17 protein-coding genes are annotated in these 14890 nt (G+C 64.4%); 10 read left to right on the top strand and 7 right to left on the bottom strand.

Going from position 1 to position 14890, the window contains the following annotated elements; translation table 11 throughout:
- Positions 1-123 precede the first annotated feature (123 nt).
- Together ABID77_RS06935 and ABID77_RS06930 are read left to right on the top strand one after the other, a co-directional pair.
- Positions 124-768: a DUF47 domain-containing protein gene (locus tag ABID77_RS06935; protein ID WP_429592727.1), complete on the top strand. Its 645-nt coding sequence runs from the start codon at positions 124-126 to the stop codon at positions 766-768.
- 13 nt (positions 769-781) lie between these two features.
- Positions 782-1786 (top strand): inorganic phosphate transporter, encoded by a 1005-nt coding sequence (locus ABID77_RS06930; RefSeq protein ID WP_296307967.1) that lies wholly within the window; start codon positions 782-784, stop codon positions 1784-1786.
- A gap of 19 nt (positions 1787-1805) precedes the next feature.
- Here ABID77_RS06930 and ABID77_RS06925 read toward each other — a convergent pair whose 3' ends face one another.
- Positions 1806-2261 carry a hypothetical protein gene (locus ABID77_RS06925; RefSeq protein WP_429592725.1) on the bottom strand — a complete coding sequence of 152 codons (456 nt, stop codon included), beginning with the start codon at positions 2259-2261 and terminating at the stop codon, positions 1806-1808.
- Positions 2262-2268: 7 nt separating this feature from the next.
- Positions 2269-2799: an N-acetyltransferase family protein gene (locus tag ABID77_RS06920; RefSeq protein WP_429592723.1), complete on the bottom strand. Its 531-nt coding sequence runs from the start codon at positions 2797-2799 to the stop codon at positions 2269-2271.
- A 165-nt stretch (positions 2800-2964) separates the two neighbouring features.
- Here ABID77_RS06920 and rpsP point away from each other — a divergent pair, with 165 nt between their 5' ends.
- The 6 genes from rpsP to ABID77_RS06890 all read left to right on the top strand — a co-directional run bounded on the left by rpsP (position 2965) and on the right by ABID77_RS06890 (position 7112).
- Positions 2965-3228 carry a 30S ribosomal protein S16 gene (rpsP, locus tag ABID77_RS06915; RefSeq protein ID WP_296307973.1) on the top strand — a complete coding sequence of 88 codons (264 nt, stop codon included), beginning with the start codon at positions 2965-2967 and terminating at the stop codon, positions 3226-3228.
- A 16-nt stretch (positions 3229-3244) separates the two neighbouring features.
- Positions 3245-3832: a ribosome maturation factor RimM gene (gene rimM, locus ABID77_RS06910; RefSeq protein ID WP_429592720.1), complete on the top strand. Its 588-nt coding sequence runs from the start codon at positions 3245-3247 to the stop codon at positions 3830-3832.
- A gap of 88 nt (positions 3833-3920) precedes the next feature.
- A complete protein-coding gene (trmD, locus tag ABID77_RS06905; RefSeq protein WP_429592717.1) occupies positions 3921-4667 on the top strand; it encodes a tRNA (guanosine(37)-N1)-methyltransferase TrmD in 747 nt (248 codons plus the stop codon).
- 134 nt (positions 4668-4801) lie between these two features.
- Positions 4802-5197 (top strand): 50S ribosomal protein L19, encoded by a 396-nt coding sequence (rplS, locus tag ABID77_RS06900; RefSeq protein WP_429592714.1) that lies wholly within the window; start codon positions 4802-4804, stop codon positions 5195-5197.
- Between the two features lie 150 nt (positions 5198-5347).
- Positions 5348-6061 (top strand): CoA pyrophosphatase, encoded by a 714-nt coding sequence (locus ABID77_RS06895; RefSeq protein ID WP_429593344.1) that lies wholly within the window; start codon positions 5348-5350, stop codon positions 6059-6061.
- A gap of 49 nt (positions 6062-6110) precedes the next feature.
- Entirely contained in the window at positions 6111-7112 is a 1002-nt protein-coding gene (locus ABID77_RS06890; protein ID WP_429592711.1) for a CobD/CbiB family protein, read from the top strand.
- A gap of 58 nt (positions 7113-7170) precedes the next feature.
- Here ABID77_RS06890 and rsgA read toward each other — a convergent pair whose 3' ends face one another.
- The 3 genes from rsgA to ABID77_RS06875 form a co-directional block, all read right to left on the bottom strand.
- On the bottom strand, positions 7171-8037 hold the full coding sequence (rsgA, locus tag ABID77_RS06885; RefSeq protein WP_429593341.1) for a ribosome small subunit-dependent GTPase A: 867 nt from the start codon (positions 8035-8037) through the stop codon (positions 7171-7173).
- Positions 8038-8136: 99 nt separating this feature from the next.
- Positions 8137-8490, bottom strand: coding sequence for a 4a-hydroxytetrahydrobiopterin dehydratase (locus tag ABID77_RS06880; protein ID WP_429592708.1), 354 nt, complete (start codon positions 8488-8490; stop codon positions 8137-8139).
- Between the two features lie 16 nt (positions 8491-8506).
- The gene (locus ABID77_RS06875; protein ID WP_429592705.1) at positions 8507-9781 is read right to left on the bottom strand and encodes a M48 family metallopeptidase; all 1275 of its coding nucleotides are present in this window, start codon (positions 9779-9781) and stop codon (positions 8507-8509) included.
- Positions 9782-9849: 68 nt separating this feature from the next.
- On the opposite strand from ABID77_RS06875, the gene orn reads away from it, so the two are divergent.
- Together orn and ABID77_RS06865 are read left to right on the top strand one after the other, a co-directional pair.
- Entirely contained in the window at positions 9850-10446 is a 597-nt protein-coding gene (orn, locus tag ABID77_RS06870) for an oligoribonuclease (RefSeq protein ID WP_429592702.1), read from the top strand.
- A 228-nt stretch (positions 10447-10674) separates the two neighbouring features.
- Positions 10675-12564 (top strand): DEAD/DEAH box helicase, encoded by a 1890-nt coding sequence (locus ABID77_RS06865; RefSeq protein WP_429592699.1) that lies wholly within the window; start codon positions 10675-10677, stop codon positions 12562-12564.
- A gap of 855 nt (positions 12565-13419) precedes the next feature.
- Here the strand turns inward: ABID77_RS06865 and ABID77_RS06860 are convergent.
- Both ABID77_RS06860 and ABID77_RS06855 read right to left on the bottom strand, forming a co-directional pair.
- Positions 13420-13989 (bottom strand): hypothetical protein, encoded by a 570-nt coding sequence (locus ABID77_RS06860; RefSeq protein ID WP_429592696.1) that lies wholly within the window; start codon positions 13987-13989, stop codon positions 13420-13422.
- A 152-nt stretch (positions 13990-14141) separates the two neighbouring features.
- A complete protein-coding gene (locus ABID77_RS06855) occupies positions 14142-14885 on the bottom strand; it encodes a response regulator transcription factor (RefSeq protein ID WP_429592693.1) in 744 nt (247 codons plus the stop codon).
- Positions 14886-14890 lie beyond the last annotated feature (5 nt).

The raw sequence follows: 14890 nt of genomic DNA, 5'->3' as shown, positions 1-14890 counted from the left end.
CAGGGCGCGGTGCCGGGGCTCGGGCCCGCCGCCGACGGGTCGATCGAGGCCGCCCCTTACACTCGCCGGCTGTCACGAAATCGTCATCACGGCGACATCCGCATCGTTTAAGGAGCCAACGTCATGTTCGGCAAGCTGCTGCCCCGAGAGGGCAATTTTTTTGAGATGTTCAACCAGCACGCGGAGCGCATCGTCGAGGCCGCGCGTGCCTTCGAGAACCTGGTGGCCAACTACGGCGACGTGCATCTGCGCGAGCAGTACAACCGCGACGTCGACAACGCCGAGCGCGCCGCCGACCGCGTGACGCACGACGTCAACCGGCTCATCCACAAGACCTTCATCACGCCGATCGACCGCGAGCAGATCCACAAGCTCATCAACACGATGGACGACGTGGCCGACCTGATCCAGGACTCGGCCGAGACCATGGCGCTCTACGACGTGCGCCACATGACCGAGGAGATCGTGCGTCTGACCGCCCTGAGCGTGAAGTGCTGCGACCGCCTGAAGGACGCGGTGAAGTTCCTCGGCAAGATCGCCGACCCGGCCGTGGCCGAGGCGACGCTCAAGACCTGCGAGGAGATCGACCGCCTCGAGTCCGATGCCGATCGCGTCATGCGCAGCGCGATGAGCAAGCTCTTCCGCGAGGAGCCCGACGTGCGCGAGGTGATCAAGCTCAAGGCCATCTACGAGCTGCTGGAGACGATCACCGACAAGTGCGAGGACGTGGCCAACGTGATCGAGGGCATCGTCCTCGAGAACTCCTGAAGCGCGGCGTTCCATGGCATCGGTACAGGTAGGGCTGTGGGTCGTCGTGCTGCTGGTGGTGCTGGCCATCGCGTTCGACTTCATGAACGGCTTCCACGACGCGGCGAACTCGATCGCGACGGTGGTTTCGACCGGGGTGCTCAAGCCCGGTCAGGCGGTGGTCTTCGCCGCGTTCTTCAACCTGGTGGCGATCTTCGTCTTCCATCTGAGCGTGGCGGCGACGGTGGGCAAGGGCATCGTGCAGCCCGGCATCGTCGACGTGCACGTGGTGTTCGGCGCTCTCATCGGCGCCATCACCTGGAACCTGGTGACGTGGTACTACGGCATCCCCAGCAGTTCCTCGCACGCCCTCATCGGCGGCATCGTCGGGGCGGTGATGGCCAAGGCCGGATCGAGCGCGCTGGTGGCCGCGGGCATCTGGAAGACGGTCGCGTTCATCTTCGTCTCGCCGGTGCTGGGCTTCGTCCTGGGCTCGGCCATGATGGTGCTGGTGGCGTGGGTCTGCCGGCGCGCGACGCCCTCGCGCGTGGACCGGTGGTTCCGCCGGCTGCAGTTGGTCTCGGCCGGTGCCTACAGCCTGGGCCACGGCGGCAACGACGCCCAGAAGACCATCGGCATCATCTGGATGCTGCTCATCGCCACCGGCCACTCCGGCACCGACACCCCCCCGACCTGGACCATCGTGAGCTGCTACACCGCGATCGCGCTGGGCACCATGTTCGGCGGTTGGCGCATCGTGAAGACGATGGGCCAGAAGATCACCAAGCTCAAGCCGGTGGGCGGCTTCTGCGCCGAGACCGGCGGCGCGCTGACGCTGTTCCTGGCGACGGCACTGGGCATTCCGGTGTCGACCACGCACACCATCACGGGCGCGATCGTCGGCGTGGGGTCGGTGCAGCGGGCCAGCGCGGTGCGCTGGGGCGTGGCCGGCAACATCGTCTGGGCCTGGATCTTCACGATCCCCGCCTCGGCCTTCGTGGCCGGCGTCGCCTACTGGGTGAGCATGCAGATCTTCTGACCGCCGAGAAATCCTCCGGTCATTGCGAGATCTTCCGGCCTTCCTCAACCTGATGCTCGAAGTAGCGCTGGAAGCTGAAGACGATGCTGGACATCAGCACCGTGGTGCCGATCAGGAGCGCCACGACGACGGCGCCGATGGTCAGCCAGCCGGTCCGCCCGGCCGGTGCATCGGGCGCCGCGCCCGCGTTGAAGCGAGCGTTCCACTTCTCGGGCGCCATGAGGCCGTAGACGATGGCCGTCAGCGCGCAGCCGGCGATGGTGAAACCCACCAGCGGGATCAGCACCCAGCTCAGGCCGTCGTCGAGTCCGTAGGCGCGCGCCCGCTCGATGCCGTAGACGCCCAGGGCGGTCGGGATCGGCAGCAGCCAGCCGAGCATGTCGCCTGCGCCGTGCAGGTAGAAGCGATGCAGGCCGAGCGGCCCGCCGACGAAGGCCAGCCAGGCCGCGAGCGTCTTGTTGCGGGGCGTCCTCATGACGCCGTCATGCCGGCCTGGTCAGGCTGCCGTCGCCGAGCACCCGGTCCATCAGCACGACGTCGAGCCAGCGGTCGAACTTCCAGCCGACGTCCTTGAGCACGCCGACGTGCCCGAAACCCTGCGCGCGATGCACGCCGATCGAGCCGAGATTGGCCGCATCGCCGATGACGGCGATCAGCTTGCGCACGCCGGCGGCTTCGGCGGCCTCGATCAGCGCCTCCAGAAGCGTCGTGCCCACGCCCCGGCCGCGCGCGTCGTCGGCCAGGTAGATCGAATCCTCGGCGGAGAAGCGGTAGGCCGGCCGGGGCTTGAACCAGTTGCAGTAGGCGAAGCCGAGGATGGCGCCGTCGCCGGAGCGTTCGGCGACGAGGTAGGGCAGGCCCTTGGCCAGCACGTCGGCACGGCGTGCGGCCATGTCGGCGGCGCCGGGCGGTTCGGTCTCGAAGGTGCCGGTGCCGTGCAGCACGTGGTGGGCGTAGATGGCGGCGATCGCGGCGATGTCGGCGTCGAGGCTGGGTCGGATGAGGATCGTCATGGCGGCGGGGGGAGACGCAGGAAGAAGGGGGGGGAGGAAGCCGGGCGGGCTATAATCGCGGGCTTTTCAGCGTGTCGCTGGCCGGGTGGCCATGTCGCGTGTCTCAACGCTGGAAGATCATTGTGGGCGAACCTTGCGGGTTTGCCACCACCCCAAGGATAAATCATGGTCGTCATTCGACTCTCCCGCGGCGGCTCCAAGGGCCGTCCGTTCTTCAACATCGTCGTCTCCGACAAGCGCGTGCGCCGCGACGGCCGCTTCATCGAGCGCCTGGGTTTCTACAACCCGATCGCCAAGTCGAACGAGGAAAGCATCCGCATCGCCCAGGACCGTCTGACGTACTGGGAAAGCGTCGGTGCCCAGGCATCGCCCACGGTCACCCGCCTGATCAAGCAAGCCGCCGCCGCAGCCCCCAAGGCCGCGGCCTGATCGCTTCGGCACGGCGATGCTGCCCACCCTCGAAACCGCCGCACTGCCGGCGGATGCCGTGGAGGTCGGTCGCATCGCCGATGCCTGGGGCATCAAGGGCTGGTTCAAGGTCCTGCCCCACAGCGCCCAACCCGAGGCGCTCTTCTCTTCGAAGCGCTGGTTCATCCAGCCTTCCGGCCCGGTCCATGCGGCACCGCAGACCCAGGCCTTCCGGCTCGCCATCCGCGAAGCCAAGGAACATTCCGACTGCATCGTCGCCACGTCCGACGACGTGCCCGACCGCAATGCCGCCGAGGCCTTGCGCGGCGCCCGCGTCTTCGTGCCGCGTTCGAGCTTTCCCACCGCGGGCGAGGACGAGTACTACTGGGTCGACCTGATCGGCCTGAACGTCGTCAACCGCGAAGGCGTCGCGCTGGGCACGGTGCGCGAGCTGCTCGCGACCGGACCGCAGACGACGCTCGTGCTGACGGCCGATGCACCTGCGGACGAGACCGGCGCCAGCACCGGGACGATCGAGCGGATGGTGCCTTTCGTCTCCGCCTTCGTCGACGAGGTCGATCTCGCGGGTCGCACCATCAGGGTCGACTGGCAACCCGACTACTGAGGAACGCTGGCGCGGCATCGCGCCAGGACTCGGACGCGTTCCGCGCGTTCCGCATCACTCAGGTTTTCCAAGCACGGAGTCCTTCCCGATGCGCTTCGACGTCATCACGCTCTTCCCCGAACTGTTCGTGCCCTTCCTGGTCACCGGCGTGACGCGTCGCGCCTACGAATCCGGGCAGGTCGAGGTGCATTTCTGGAATCCGCGCGACTTCGCCGCCGGCAACTACCGGCGCGTGGACGACCGACCGTTCGGTGGCGGTCCGGGCATGGTGATGATGGCCGAGCCCCTGTCCGCCTGCCTCGACGCCGCCCTGGCGGCCCGGGGCGCGGCGGCGCCGGTCGTGCTGTTCTCGCCCATCGGCGAGGTGCTGCGGCATGCGGCGGTCGCCGACTGGGCGGCCGGGGAGGGCGCGGTGCTGGTCTGCGGCCGCTACGAGGGCATCGACCAGCGGTTCATCGACGCGCGCGTCACGCACCAGATCAGCCTGGGCGACTTCGTGCTGTCCGGCGGCGAGGTGGCCGCGATGGCACTGCTCGACGCGGTGGCGCGGCTGCAGCCGGGCGTGCTGGGCGACGAGGCGAGCCACGTCCAGGACAGCTTCAATCCGGTGCTCGACGGCCTGCTCGACTGCCCGCACTACACCCGGCCCGAGCAGTGGAACGGGGAGTCAGTGCCGGCGCCGCTGCTGTCCGGGCATCACGCGCAGATCGAGCGCTGGCGGCGCGATCAGCGCCTGACGATCTCGGCCGCCAAGCGTCCCGAGCTGGTCGCCGCGGCACGCGCCCAAGGCCGTCTCGACGAGATCGACGAGAAGGCACTGGCGAAAAAGCTATAATCGAGGGCTCCCCGATCCTCTGCCCGGCCGCGGCACCCAGGAAACGGCTGGCTCTCGTCGATCGACACGATCCTCGGGGCCGCCGGACCCGCCGCCTTTTGTGTAGCGCGTGCAAGATCGAATCCAGGACCTCCATGAACCTCATCGAAACGCTCGAGCAAGAAGAAATCGCTCGCCTCAACAAGACCATTCCCGCATTCATGCCCGGCGACACCGTGATCGTCAGCGTGAACGTCGTCGAAGGCAGCCGCAAGCGCGTGCAGGCCTACGAAGGCGTCGTGATCGCCAAGCGCAATCGCGGCCTCAACAGCGGTTTCACCGTGCGCAAGATCTCCAGCGGCGAAGGCGTGGAGCGCACGTTCCAGACCTACAGCCCGTTGATCGCCGGCATCGAGATCAAGCGTCGCGGCGACGTGCGTCGTGCCAAGCTGTACTACCTGCGCGAGCGCAGCGGCCGTTCGGCACGCATCAAGGAAAAGCTGCCCAGCCGCGCGGCCAAGGCTGCGTCCGCCGCCGCTGCCGCCCAGTAAGCAGTCGGTCGGAGAGCTTCGGCTCTTCCCCGCCTTCCGACGAGCCGCCCTTCGAGGCGGCTTTTCGCATTCATGGGCTGCGTTTCTCGACGCGTTGGTTTCCACCGAAACGGCCGCATGTCCAATCACTTCATCTCCCTCGCGCCCGCCATGTCGAACGCTCCGTCCACCATCGAACCGATCAACGCCGTGTCACCAGTGGCTCTCGATCCGCGATCGGTTCCGGTGATCGGGGTCGACGACGATCTGCCGGCCGTGCCGCCGTCGCAACTCACCGTCGCCGCCCTGCGCGCACGCTTCGCGAATCCACCCGACTGGATGCCGGAGTTGCGACGTGAGCCTGCCATCGGTGATCGCGCCCCGGCGCAGGCGGCCGTGCTGGTGCCCATCGTGCAGCGCGTGCAACCCATGGTCCTCCTCACGGAGCGGGCGACCCGCATGTCGACGCATTCGGGACAGGTCGCGTTTCCCGGCGGCCGGGTCGACCCGGACGATGCGAACGTCGCTGCCGCTGCGCTGCGCGAAGCCTGGGAGGAGGTCGGCCTGTCGGCGCGATTCGTCGAGGTGCTGGGGGCCTTGCCCACCTACACCACCGTCACGTCGTTCATCGTGACGCCGGTCATCGCCATCGTGCAGCCGGGTTTCGAACTGAGGCTCAGCCCGCACGAGGTGGCCGACGCGTTCGAGGTACCGCTGGCCTACCTGATGGATCCTGCCCATCACCGCCGCCATCGGATGGTCGGCGAAGGCGCCGAGGCGAGACAGTGGTTCTCGATGCCCTACCAGGACGGCGCGCACGAGCGCTTCGTCTGGGGCGCCACCGCCGGGATGCTGCGCAACCTCTATCGCTTCCTTTCCGCCTGACCGGCGGACGCCCGGCCGCGCCTTCGGGAGCGGTCGCTATCATCGAATCATGAGCTTCTTCGCCATCCTGTGCGCCTTGCTGATCGAGCAGGCACGGCCGCTCGCATCGCCCAATGCCGTCTACAACGGCGTGCTGGCCTGGACGCGCTGGACCAGCCGCAACTTCGATGCCGGCAAGCCGCACCACGGATGGGTGGTCTGGGCGATCGCGGTGCTCGTGCCGACTCTGTCGGTGCTGGGCGTGCACTGGCTGCTGGTCATGACGCTGGGGTTGCCGTTCGCCGTGCTGTGGAGCGTCGCGGTGCTCTACACGACGCTCGGTTTCCGGCAGTTCAGCCACCACTTCACCGGCATCCGCGATGCGCTGGAAGACGGCGACGAGCCGCTGGCGCGCTCGCTGCTCGCGCACTGGCAACAGATCGGCGTCGCCAACCTGCCGCGCAGCGAGATCGTGCGGCACGTGATCGAACATTCGGTCATCGCCGCGCACCGGCACGTGTTCGGCGTTCTCGTGTGGTTCTCGATCCTCGCGGCCCTGGGTCTGGGTCCTGCGGGCGCCGTGTTCTACCGGATGAGCGAGTTCGTCTCGCGCTACTGGGCGCACAAGGAGGGCGCTGCGCTCCAGCCGTCGAGTCGCGGCGTGCAGCACGCGGCGCGGCGGGCCTGGTTCGCGACCGACTGGCTGCCCGCGCGCGTCACCGCGCTCGGCTTCGCCGTGGTGGGCAGCTTCGAGGATGCCATCGACTGCTGGCGCAACGACGCGCGGCGTTTCCCCAACCCCAACGACGGCGTGATCCTGGCGGCCACGTCCGGTGCGGTCAACGTCCGGCTGGGCGGCGGCGTGCTGGCGTCGGGGCCGGTGGTCGATGCGCTGCCGCGCGCCCAGGCCGGTGACACGACCCCGGCCCTGTCGCGCAGCCACAGCGGCAGCACGCCGGGTCGCGAACCCGATCTCACGCACCTGCGCAGCGTGGTCGGGCTGGTCTGGCGCTCGGTCGTGATGTGGATGGTGCTGCTGGCGCTGTTGACGCTGGCGCGGCTGCTCGGCTGAACACGCGATTCGCGAGCATGCGGTCGCCGGGCCGCGGCAGGACGGGCCCGGCACCGTCTCAATAGGTTCGTGCCTGGCTCAGTTCGTCGAACAGTTCGCCGTAGATCCGGTAGCGGGTGGCGCTGATCGGGCCATCGGGATGCGCGGGTGTCTCGACGTTCGCGATGACGCCGCAGCCTGGTTCGTGCAGGTGGGTGCAGTTGTAGAACCGGCACTGTCCCGCATGGTCGGCGATGTCGGGCATCAGCTGAGCGAGCTGCATCGGCTCGATGTGATGGAGGCCGAATTCCTGGAAGCCGGGCGAGTCGATGAGGCCCGTCGTGCGCGCCTCGTCGACCCAGTACCAGGTCGTGCTGGTGGTCGTGTGCTTGCCGGAGTTGAGCGCCTGCGAAATCTCGTTGGTCAATGCGCTCGCACCCGGCACCAGCAGGTTGATGAGGGTGCTCTTGCCCGCACCGGACGGCCCGAGGACCAGCGTCGTCTTGCCTGCGAGCAATTCCGCGAGCGATGCGCGGTCCGGCGCGCTCGATGCGGTCAATGACAGCGGCAGCACGGTGTGACGCATGCGGCGATAGGGTGCGAGTCGGTTCCAGGCGCGTTCGAAGGGCGTCGAGAGGTCGCTCTTGTTGAGCGCGATGACGGCGTCGATCCGCTCGGCCCGCGCGGCGATCAGCGCGCGCGTGAGCTGATGTTCGGAGAACTCCGGCTCGGCCGCGATCAGGATCAGCACCTGATCGAGATTGGCCGCGAACGACTTGGTGCGGATCTCGTCCTGGCGGTAGAACAGGTTGCGCCGCGGCACGACCTGCTCGATGGTGCCTTCGTCCTCGCTCTTCTGCCAGCGCACCCTGTCGCCGACGACGGCCTGGCTCTTCTTGCCGCGCGGATGGCAGATCAGCCGTTCGCCCGCCGGTGTCTCGACCATGCAGTGGCGGCCATGGCCGGCGACGACGAGGCCGTCGTGCAGGCCGGATGCGACAGGTTGCGGCGTGCCGCTGCGCTTAGCCAAGGCGGCGCATCCGACTCACGACGACGTGCCCTGGCCGAGCAGGGCATCGGCCTGTATCGCGCAGTCGAGGTCCGTGACGGAGATGCCGCCGACATCGTGCGTGCTGAAGCGCACCACGCAGCGGTCGTAGTGCACCGACAGGTCCGGATGGTGATCCTGCCGATGCGCGATCAGCGCCAGCGCGTTCACGAAGGCGATCGTCTCGAAGTAGTCGGCGAAGCGGTAGGTCTTCTCGATGGCGACATCGGCGCCGTCGCCTGCGAGGCGCCAGCCTTCGATGCGCGTGAGGCCGGTGACGATCTCGGTCGCGCTCAGGGCGCGGCGCTTCTCGGTCTTCCAGTCGCGTGGGATCAGCATGCTGCGGGTCATGAGGTCGTGTGTCCTTTCAGGCCGCGACGGCCGTCGTGGCATTCATCCGCGCGAGTCGCTCCGACGCCGGCGGGTGCGAGTAGTAGAACTTGACGAACACCGGATCGGGCGTGAGCGTCGAGGCGTTGTCCTGGTAGAGCTTGAGCAGCGCCGTCGACAGGTCGGTACCGTTGGTCTGCGCGATGGCGTAGGCATCGGCCTCGAACTCGTCGCGGCGCGACAGCCGTGCCGACAACGGCGCGATGAAGAATCCGAACACCGGCACCGCGATCATGAACAACAGCAGCGCCACGGCGTCGTTGGATGCACCGAGGATGGGCTGAACGCCCAGACCGGCGTAGAACCAGGATCGACCCGAGAGCCAGCCCAGGAGCGCGAAGCCCGCGAAGCTCGCGGCGAACAGCATCGCCATGCGCTTGACGATGTGGCGATGCTTGAAGTGGCCCAGCTCGTGGGCCAGCACCGCTTCCACTTCCCCGGCGCTGAGCTGGCGCAGCAGGGTGTCGTAGAACACCACGCGCTTGCTGGCGCCGAAGCCCGTGAAATAGGCGTTGGCATGGGCGCTGCGGCGGCTGCCGTCCATCACGAACAGGCCCTTGGCGGCGAAGCCGCAGCGCTGCATCAGCGCCGTCACCCGGGCCTTCAGGCCGGCGTCGTCGAGCGGTGCGAACTTGTTGAAGAGCGGGGCGATGAATGCGGGGTAGATCAACATCAACAAGAGGTTGAAAGCCATCCATGTGCCCCAGGCCCACAGCCACCACATCGACCCGGCGGTGCCCATGATCCACAGGATGAGCGCGGCGATGGGCAGGCCCACGAGCACGCCGACCACCAAGCCCTTGGCTGCGTCGGCCAACCACAGGCGCCACGTCATCTTGTTGAAGCCGAAGCGTTGCTCCAGCCGGAAGGTCTGCCACAGCGTGAACGGCAATTCCAACAGTCCTCCGATCGCGGCGAAGGCGGCCAGCAATGCCAGTTGACGTGCCACGCCGCCGCCGAGGACGTCGAGCAGCACCTTGTTGAGCAGGTCGAGACCGCCCAGCAGCGTCCAGGCCAGCACCACCGCCGCCGACCATGCCGTTTCCGCCAGACCGAATCGCACTTTCGCCACGGTGTAGTCGGCGGCCTTCTGGTGGGCGGCCAGTGTCATGGTGGTGGCGAACGCGGCCGGCACGGCATCGCGATGTCGCGCCACATGCCGGATCTGGCGCGAGGCGAGCCAGAACTTCGTGACCAAGCCGATCGTCAGGGCTGTCGCGAAGGCATAGGTGAGGATGAGAGGATCGGGCATGGGTGGTCGAGTTTAGTCCTGCGTCCCGGTGCCGGAAGGCGGGCAAGGGCATCGACGACAATCGTCCGATGCCTGAATCCCTCGACCCCACACCGACCGCGCCGACGCCTGCATTGAAGAAGAGCGACCAGAACCTGGTCTGGCTCGACTGCGAAATGACCGGTCTCGATCCCGACAGAGAGCGTCTGATCGAGATCGCGGTGGTCATCACCGGCCCGGACCTGACACCGCGCATCGACGGCCCGGTCATCGCCATCCATCAAAGCGATGCCGTGCTCGATGCCATGGACAACTGGAACAAGGGCACGCATGGAAGAAGCGGCCTGATCGACAAGGTCAAGGCCTCGACCATCGACGAGGCGACAGCGGAACAACAGCTGCTGGACTTCATCGCACGCTACATTCCCAAGCAGGGCTCGCCGATGTGCGGCAACACCATCGGTCAGGACCGGCGATTCCTGGTCAAGTACATGCCCCGTCTGGAAGCGTACTTTCACTATCGCAATCTCGACGTCAGCACGCTAAAGGAACTGGCCAAGCGGTGGAAGCCCGCCGCCTACGCCGCCTTCAAGAAGCAGCAGGCCCATACGGCGCTCGCCGACGTGCATGAGTCCATCGAGGAACTCGCGCATTACAGATCGACGTTCCTGCGCCTTGAGGATTAGGTAAAACCCCAAGACTGTGTCATAATCAGAGGCTCCGCTGCACAGTCGCAGCGTTTCTTGCATCTCCCTATCTTGCACACGCGCCCGATCGAACGGGCCGCAGCCGAAGCAGCTTGCCGGACCCGCCCGGTCGGCCTCATCGCTTTGCTGAATGTCGTTGGATGGTTGATGTTTTTCACCACCCGACGGAGCGCCGCCTACGGCAGCGCTCGCGTATGAGATTGAATCATGACCGACGCTTATCAAGCGCAGGGCGAATTCGCGCCTGTGCAATCCGACGACTTCAACGCCGTGCCTGAAGCCGCCCACGACCAGGACTTCCTGGTTCCTGCCCTTTCCGACGGCGATGCTGCCATGACCACCGATGTCGCGGTCGACGCGGCACCGAAGGGCCCCAACGGTTTCGTCCGTCTGGGACTGGCTGCCGAACTGGTCGCCGCCGTGGCCGACTTGGGCTACGACGAGCCGACCACCGTGCAAGCCAAGGTCATCCCGTTGGCATTGACCCATTCCGACGAAGGCGATGCGCGCTTGGTCGACCTGATGGTGTCGAGCCAGACCGGCAGCGGCAAGACCGCCGCCTTCCTGCTGCCTGTCCTGCATACCCTGCTCAAGCAGGAAGCGGAGGCCGAAGCCGCTGCGAAGGCCGAGTTTCAGCGTCTGGCCGCAGAAGCCGCCGAGCGTGGCGAGGCATTGCCCAAGAAGGCCAAACGCAAGGATCCGACCAATTCGCGCAATTTCAAGGCTGCCACGCCGGGCGCCTTGATCCTGTGCCCCACCCGGGAACTCGCTCAACAGGTCGCGCACGATGCCATCGATTTGGTTCGCCATTGCCGCGGCCTGCGTGTGGCCAGCGTGGTCGGCGGCATGCCTTACCAGCTTCAGATCGCGAAGCTGCAGAACGCCAACCTCGTCGTTGCCACGCCGGGTCGCTTGCTCGACCTGCAGCGTTCGATGCAGATCAAGCTCGACCAAGTGCAATTCCTGGTTGTCGATGAAGCCGACCGCATGCTGGATCTGGGTTTTTCCGACGATCTCGCCGAAGTCAACCAACTCACGATCGAGCGTCGGCAGACGATGATGTTCAGCGCGACCTTCGCACCGCGCATCCAGCAACTCGCCACCCGTGTCATGCGGCAGCCGCAGAAAGTGCAGATCGATTCGCCGCAGGAAAAGCACGCCAACATCAAGCAGGTGCTCTTCTGGGCCGACAACGTCACGCACAAGCGCAAACTGCTCGATCACTGGCTGCGCGATACCACGATCAACCAAGCCATCGTGTTCGCCAGCACCCAGGTGGAATGCGACGGATTGGCCAATGACCTGCAGCAGGAAGGCTTCAGTGCCGTGGCTCTGCACGGCGCACTGAGCCAGGGTCTGCGCAATCGCCGCCTGATGGCGCTGCGGCAAGGCCAAGTCCAGATTCTGGTGGCGACCGACGTGGCCGCACGCGGCATCGACGTGCCGACGATCACGCACGTCTTTAACTTCGGTCTGCCGATGAAGGCTGAGGATTACACGCACCGCATCGGCCGCACCGGTCGTGCCGGTCGCGACGGCATCGCCGTGACGTTCGCTGAATTCCGCGACCGTCGGAAGATCTTCGATATCGAAGGCTACAGCCATCAGCAGTTCAAAGCCGAAACCATTCCTGGTTTGGAGCCGCAGCAGCGCATTCAGCAGTCGCGTCCGCAAGGTGATTTCGGCGGCCGCGGGCGCGACGGCCATTCGCGCGATCGCAAGTTCGGTGGGGCTGGCGGTGGTGCTCATCGTGGCAACAGCGGCTTCGGCAGTTCGAGCGGCAACTATGTCGGGGCCAGTGGATTCAACGACCGCGGTCCTCGCGGTACGGCACCGGTCGTCGTGAATCGCGGCCCACGCGGCAGCAATCAGAATGCCGCTTTCGGCCAACGCGACGAGATCAGCTACGGTGGTCGTGGTCGGTCGGGTCCGAGCGAAAGCATGGGTGGTCAGCGCAGTGGTGTGGCCGGACGCGGCAGTGACATGGGGCTCGCGGGATCGGGACGTGGTGGCATGGCTGGCAATGGTCCTGCAGGTGGCGGCAAGGTCTTTGTTCCGCGCGACGCTCAGAAGCGGCCCTTCAAGCCTGTCCGCTGATCGTTTCGATCTGAAAGCATCCGAGCGATTCGAAACTGCTTGAGAATGGAAAGCCCGCACTTCTGAAAGTGCGGGCTTTTCTATTTTTTGAGTCGTTCGAAGAGGCGGTCCTGGCCATGCAGTGATCGAGCTTGTGTCCGGAAGCTCGCTCTTTCCATGATTGCAGCCACCTTGGCTTCGATCGCGCACTGCCTGCTGGCAAATCAGGACTCTGCCGGCCTCTCTGACGCAAGCTTCAAGCGGGATCCTTTCGGGTCATCCATTCGATGAATGGTCGCCGACTCGTGCCAAAGACCCGAAATGTCGATTCAGCCAGGACGGTTGCAGCGCGAAGTACCATGATGCGCTGCACCAAAAGGTCGTCCGGCAAGTACCGTGCGACACGATCTTGAGAGCATCGAACGACTCGGATTCCTCCGCGATGCCATGGACCGGGCGTATGCCATGGTCACGGGATCGGTAAGCGACGTATCCACTTCGAGCGACAGATCGATCTCCAGCTGGCTCTGCTTGAACCGATATGTGGGATCGGCAAGTCTCGCTTTATGGAAATTCATTGGCAGCATCGCGTTCGCCGAGCGCTTTCGTCTTTGTCTTTGCCACCTCATAAGGTTTTTCTGCCTAACGGAATGTGCTGGCGGCTGTGTTTCAAGAACGAGCCTCGATGGTTGAGGTCGTTTAAATGTGCCGCCCTGTGCAGAGTGAGAAACGAGCAGCGCTTGAACAAATGACTTCGAAAAATTCCGAGTAAATCGCTGCCTCAGTCGAAATTTTTTCTGGTTGCGATGATCCGGATCTTTGAATTTGCGTCAGGCACCGATTGTTTGCCGATGCAGTGAGACTGATCTTGCATGATTACCGACGAACGAAATAATAGGAATCTTTGGGTTTGCCAGCGTCCTCGTCGATACGGACACACAATCGAGGCCGAGACAATGAGTCAAAGCATGTCTTGATGGGTGTTTGGTTGCCAGCACCTTGAAGTTGGTCGATCGTTCTTTGCAGTTCCAGTATCTCCGTCGTCAACTTGAGCGTTCTTGCGCCATTGACGGTCGTCCAGAAGGCTGCAGATATGCCGACGACGATGGCTGTAAAAGTGAGTGCCATCGAAATTCGCCGTGATTGCGACAGAAACGACAGTCCTGAATTGTTGAATTGCTTTGCAAGTTCATCGAGCATCCGGCTGGATCGGTCGAGTCGCTGTACCAGCACGGGACGTTCAGCAATCGACGCATCTTGAAGTAGCGCGTCTTCAACGACTAGCCGTACCGTCGCCGGAAGCTCATCGAGCTTGCGTGTCATGGATGCAGCTGCAGACGCCAGTTGCAGTCGAGTCGCCTCGGCATCTACATGGTAACGACGGATTTCGACGAGCAACTCATTGGCCCTCATCACCAAAGCCGCATCCCAATTATCTGTTCCCATGATGGGTAGTCCGTCAAATCTTAACAGTATGATGTGATGCTCTCGATTCGATAAGGCTTTACGAAATTTTTAAAACCTTAGATATCGAAGGTGCCATTGAACTGCACTCACAGCATGAAAGTGCCGGGTCGACCTCGAGCGATGAGGGTTTATCAGTCGGAAGTCGAAATCGTCGTCGACGCCGTGCTTCGTTGCAGTCGGTAACCTTGGCCGTAGACCGTTCTCAAATGGACGTCTCGCGTCCCTTCAAGTTGGAGCTTGTTGCGCAGTCTGTAGATGTGAATGTCGAGCGAGCGGGTTATCGATTCGCTGCTGTATCCTGCAGAAGCCAGAAGGTGTCCTCTGGATACCGGTCGATCGAGATTTCGAAATAAAGTAAGAGCGAATTTAAATTCTTTCTCAGTCAGTCGAACTTCGTCGATTTTTTCGCCGTCTTCCGAACGATATTTGACTATGTTGGTAGCGCTGTCGAAATTCCAGCGACCAAATCGTGAGCCTGAGCCCACCCGACTCTTCAACGTCCTTTCGAAAAGACGTGCAACTCTTGCTCTAAGTTCCAAAGGCCTGAAGGGTTTGAAAATATAGTCATCTGCACCGAGAGTCAATGCTGCGGCGACATCGCGCTCTGCGGCACGCGCGCTCAACATGATGACGGGGGTATTGTCGTTTCGCTCGGTTCTAAGCCAGTGCAGCAAGTCGAATCCGTCCAGGTCAGGCATCATCCAATCGAGTACCAGCACGTCAAAGGTTTCGGTTCTCAACGATCGGCGCAGAGACTCTCCACTGGAGAACGTACTGCAGATCGTTTCACTCTCGGCCGCCACGAATGGCGCTTTCAATGCACCTATCAGTTGTGCGATCTGTGCATCGTCATCGTCAAGAAGTGCTATGCGCATGAGAT

Source organism: Variovorax sp. PvP013, assembly GCF_050435945.1.
Taxonomy (GTDB): domain Bacteria; phylum Pseudomonadota; class Gammaproteobacteria; order Burkholderiales; family Burkholderiaceae_C; genus Variovorax.
Note: the sequence above shows the minus strand (reverse complement) of the source record. Positions and strands in the feature narration are given on the sequence as shown.